The sequence below is a fragment of the Photorhabdus temperata genome (assembly GCF_025384845.1).
In the GTDB taxonomy this organism is placed as follows: Bacteria; Pseudomonadota; Gammaproteobacteria; order Enterobacterales; family Enterobacteriaceae; genus Photorhabdus; species Photorhabdus temperata.
The window spans coordinates 1-3,920 of sequence record NZ_JAJAFX010000126.1; the positions used below are offsets into that span (position 1 = coordinate 1).

7 protein-coding genes and 1 pseudogene are annotated in these 3,920 nt (G+C 36.6%); 3 read left to right on the top strand and 5 right to left on the bottom strand.

Features of this window, described 5'->3' with window-relative positions; translation table 11 throughout:
* Window positions 1-334, top strand: a 334-nt coding sequence (locus tag LGZ99_RS23615) for an endonuclease toxin domain-containing protein (protein WP_262979759.1), incomplete at its 5' end; no start/stop codon positions are given.
* Window positions 334-834: a contact-dependent growth inhibition system immunity protein gene (locus tag LGZ99_RS23620; protein ID WP_262979760.1), complete on the top strand. Its 501-nt coding sequence runs from the start codon at window positions 334-336 to the stop codon at window positions 832-834. The genes LGZ99_RS23615 and LGZ99_RS23620, both read left to right, overlap by 1 nt.
* Before the next feature lie 151 nt (window positions 835-985).
* Here the strand turns inward: LGZ99_RS23620 and LGZ99_RS23625 are convergent, their stop codons facing one another.
* The 3 genes from LGZ99_RS23625 to LGZ99_RS23635 all read right to left on the bottom strand — a co-directional run bounded on the left by LGZ99_RS23625 (window position 986) and on the right by LGZ99_RS23635 (window position 2,872).
* Complete coding sequence (locus LGZ99_RS23625; protein WP_031282008.1) at window positions 986-1,708, bottom strand: helix-turn-helix transcriptional regulator; 723 nt, start codon at window positions 1,706-1,708, stop codon at window positions 986-988.
* A 377-nt stretch (window positions 1,709-2,085) separates the two neighbouring features.
* On the bottom strand, window positions 2,086-2,586 hold the full coding sequence (locus tag LGZ99_RS23630) for a GNAT family N-acetyltransferase (RefSeq protein WP_155806721.1): 501 nt from the start codon (window positions 2,584-2,586) through the stop codon (window positions 2,086-2,088).
* Window positions 2,587-2,593: 7 nt separating this feature from the next.
* Window positions 2,594-2,872 carry a type II toxin-antitoxin system TacA family antitoxin gene (locus LGZ99_RS23635; RefSeq protein WP_021325292.1) on the bottom strand — a complete coding sequence of 93 codons (279 nt, stop codon included), beginning with the start codon at window positions 2,870-2,872 and terminating at the stop codon, window positions 2,594-2,596.
* Between the two features lie 273 nt (window positions 2,873-3,145).
* Here LGZ99_RS23635 and LGZ99_RS24960 point away from each other — a divergent pair.
* A pseudogene (locus tag LGZ99_RS24960) lies at window positions 3,146-3,253 on the top strand (DUF637 domain-containing protein); the annotation flags it as partial.
* 44 nt (window positions 3,254-3,297) lie between these two features.
* On the opposite strand, the gene nadS reads toward LGZ99_RS24960, so the two are convergent.
* Together nadS and LGZ99_RS23645 are read right to left on the bottom strand one after the other, a co-directional pair.
* Complete coding sequence (nadS, locus tag LGZ99_RS23640) at window positions 3,298-3,582, bottom strand: NadS family protein (protein WP_262979761.1); 285 nt, start codon at window positions 3,580-3,582, stop codon at window positions 3,298-3,300.
* A gap of 1 nt (window position 3,583) precedes the next feature.
* Window positions 3,584-3,920: type II toxin-antitoxin system TacA family antitoxin (locus LGZ99_RS23645; protein WP_262979762.1), on the bottom strand; the 337-nt coding region annotated here is incomplete at its 5' end.

Consider the following 3,920-nt stretch of genomic DNA (forward strand, 5'->3'; position numbering starts at 1 on the left):
TACTCGGTTACCCACAGGGTTTAAGACTTTTGATTTTTATGATGAAAAAACAGGGATAGCTACCAGTGTTAAGACATTGGATACTCGTACTGCGGCGAGGATTAAAGATTCGAGGCAACTCTATACCTCCATAAAAGGGAATATTGATTCAGTGGTAGATTTTAGTGGGTATGTTAAAAAGGGTGAAGAAGTAACATCATCGATGATTTCACAACGAGAGATTCGCATTGCTGTACCAAAAGCCACGACGGTAAATCAGTGGGAGCAAATTAACCGTGCAATAGTTTATGGTGCAGAAAAGAATATTAACGTCAAAATTATAGTGGTGAAATAATGAGTGAGATTTTTAAACGATGGAAAAATGCTAGATGCGTATTTAATGGCGATTTCTACTCAGTAACAGCTTATTCTGGTTATCGTGCACTTAATTTAGATACTTCAAGAGGCAACTATATGTTAACTTCTGATGTTTCTGATGAGAAGTTAGGCATTGTAATTCTGGATGCTCTTTCTAAAAGTCGGCTGATTGATCCCGATGATAATTTTTTTGACAATGAAAAAAAGGCTGAGAGATATAAAGGATGGGTTAAACTCTTAATGGAAACTTACAATTATCGTTCAAAACGTCAGCTTTTTAAAAAAATGCATAACTGTGGAATCCAATTGCTTGATGGTCAAATAACGATAAGACCATCTTGCCATGAAAAATTGGAAGGTTGGTCTGGAGATGGTATTTCTGAATCCGATTATGTCGTCATTCCGGCAAACAGTTCTCCAGAGGAAATTGGTGCAGCATTACGACTGGCTTTTTCACGTTGTAGAAGTTATGTTTGATGATAAAGCAATAGTTTGTTTTCACTGGTTAGTTATGAGTTTTGATTTATAGAGTTAATTAAGGTGGACACGTAATGGTTATTATGTGTCCACTAATTATCTCAAAAAGTTAGCTGCCTTGCCGCTGAATTGGCAGGATGGTTGTGCATTGTTATGCTAGAGGTATATAGGGATTAGGGTTAATAAATCTGGTAGGAGCATAGTTATCATATCCTTTACCCCTGCAATATTCTTTTAACTGGCTTAATGAATTTATTCCTATTTTCTGATAAATTATCTGTAGCCGGGTTTGTACCGTTCTATATGAAATATCTAATTTTCTAGCTATATCTTTAGCGCTTAGTGATTGCAACGCAAAAAATACTATATCGAACTCTCTATCAGTAAATAAATCAGTTGGTGTGCCAAAAGTTAGTGAATCAGGATGCCTATTATTTTCAAAATGATACATGGAATAAAGTTCAAGTTTTTTACCATGACCAACAACCCCAATGCATTTTCCATCCTTTATGAGAGGTGTAATGTTGACCATAAATGGTTGGATTATTTTTTCTTTCCCACCATAAGTGAAAGTGTTTAGTACCGGTATCGTTTTTTTACTAATCATTACGTTTTTATCATTAGCCTGTATAATATCTTCAAACTCAGACCACGGTGCTGGACATTCACTATCAAGCTTACCTTCTATATTAAAACCTTTAGGAAGGCCGCTGTAATAAATCATAATATCATTAGCATAGATAAATCGAGATTCGTTGTCTTTTATGATCCAAAAATCGTTGCTGTTTTCCATGTATGAAATGAAGGCATCAAAGCTTTTTGAATAAACATCCAGATCTTTGTTTACAGAGAAACTCATACTTTTATCTTTCATAATTTCACTCATCATGATTAAACTGGAATACCTCCATGTAAGGTTATCACTTTTACAATGCAATGAGTAATTATGTTTACGGACGATTTTACAGCTTCTGTAAATATCGCTAATATACCAATATTTTATATTGGGTAAAACTTTTCTTATTGATTATGTTTTTAATGAATAATTACAATCGAGTAGTTATTTTTGCTCTTTCTTTGGGTATATTAGTTGAATCCGCCACAACAGTTTGACCTTTTCTGACATGGCTGTCTTGGTGTTCTACTTGTTCGGTTAGGAAGAGTTAGTGGGTTGATTAACGGCGGTCAATTAATCTTTTTAAAAGAGTTGTGTGTCCACCGATTATCTTGAAAAAGCTCAACTTATATATATTAACCTTTGATTCCGAAAGCGGTCTTTAAATCCTTTAATGTGATCATCAACGTCATTGGGTTTAAAGGCGATTCATCAAAACCCACAGATTTATAAAATGCTTTAGCGTCTTCTGAGATAGCATGGACAATTAATCCTCTAATACCAACTAAATCTGCGGCTTGTGTGACGCGTATGGCAGCATCTCTAACCAAATAGCGGCCAAACCCTTTTCCTTGATAATTTTTATCAACAGCCAGACGGCCCAAAATGATTACCGGAATGGGGTTCGGCATATTGCGTTTAAATTTGCTTATCGCTTCTTGCGACATAATTGAGCCGGTAGCCAACGAATAATAGGCAATAACATTTTTGTCTTCGCTTACAACGTATGTTCGTGAGGCATTTCCTTTTTGGTTTTTTGATGCTTTGTTTATTAACCAATTGTCAAGGGTGTCAACTCCTGAATTAAAATTATCTAAATTGTGATCGTCTGTTAATGGGGTTGGGCCATTACTCATCATTGTATCACCAAGGTTTTTTCATATTTGCTGTTTTGATAAGACGTTCATTTGGTGCTGCCGGATCATCAAGTTTAGCGACAAAAGCATCAAAAACTTCTGGAGAAACAACCATAAATGAGTGTTCCAATAGGGTGTTTTCAGCATCACGCTTGATTGTATCAAGGACATATTCGGTGACGGTTTTGCCTTTTACTTTTGCTGCCCTATCGATTAAATCTCGATCTTCTTGCCTAATCCTCAAGTTGAGTGTCTTATTTTTACGATTCTCAATTGTTACATTCATTTTAAATCTCCTTTGGCTGTAGATGGTATAAATAACATACTAATGTAACGCTGTTGACATTACATTGCAAGTGTGACATTAAACCATGTATAAATACCATTACTAAGAAAAAGGTAGATAGTAACAGCTGATTGAATGTTCAACTGTCACATCTAATGGAATAAAACCAGCTACATTTTTGCTACTTGTTTAATAACAATAGCTTGACCTTCTCTGACCGCTGTTCTCAGGCTTTCGGGAAGGTCTGTAATATTGATTCTTGTCACAGCGCTATTATCCCAAATCAGCAATGGTGACTGGAACAAAGTGGTCCAGCGGGTAGCTGGTCAATCCATTATCAGTTCCAGCCTGAATACTACGATTAATGGCAGAAATTGGGAGTCCCTTTGAGTTCAGATTTAGTACTTGTACGATACACCGGCTAATCAATGCGTCGCCAGAGCCTTATAGAAATTAGGGTTGTCTTGGATGATAGCTAACACCTTTGCCGCTAGTCCTGTCGGATTTCGACGCTTTTGCTCCCAGCTTTTAATTGTATCAAGGCTAGTGCCTAAAGCCTCCGCCATCTCTGCTTGTGAAATGTTAAGTTGAGCACGGATAGCTTTAACGTCGGCAACTTCGTATCGGGTCACACGCGCTGCGGCTTTATTACCTTGTTTAATTTCAACTGCTTCTTCAAGGGATGCTTTCAACTCGTCAAAAAAACTCATGTTACACCTCATCTTTTAGTAATTTTGTTAGTTTTTTCATATTTGCTGTTTTGATAAGACGTTCATTTGGTACCACAGGAGCATCAAGTTTAGCGATGAAAGCATCAAAAACTTCTGGAGAAACAACCATAAAGGAGTGTTCCAATAGGGTGTTTTCAGTGTCACGCTTGATTGTATCAAGGACATATTCGGTGACGGTTTTGCCTTTTACTTTTGCTGCCCTATCGATTAAATCTCGATCTTCTTGCCTAATCCTCAAGTTGAGTGTCTTATTTTTACGATTCTCAATTGTTACATTCATTTTAAATCTCTTTTGGCCATAGGTGGTATAAATAACG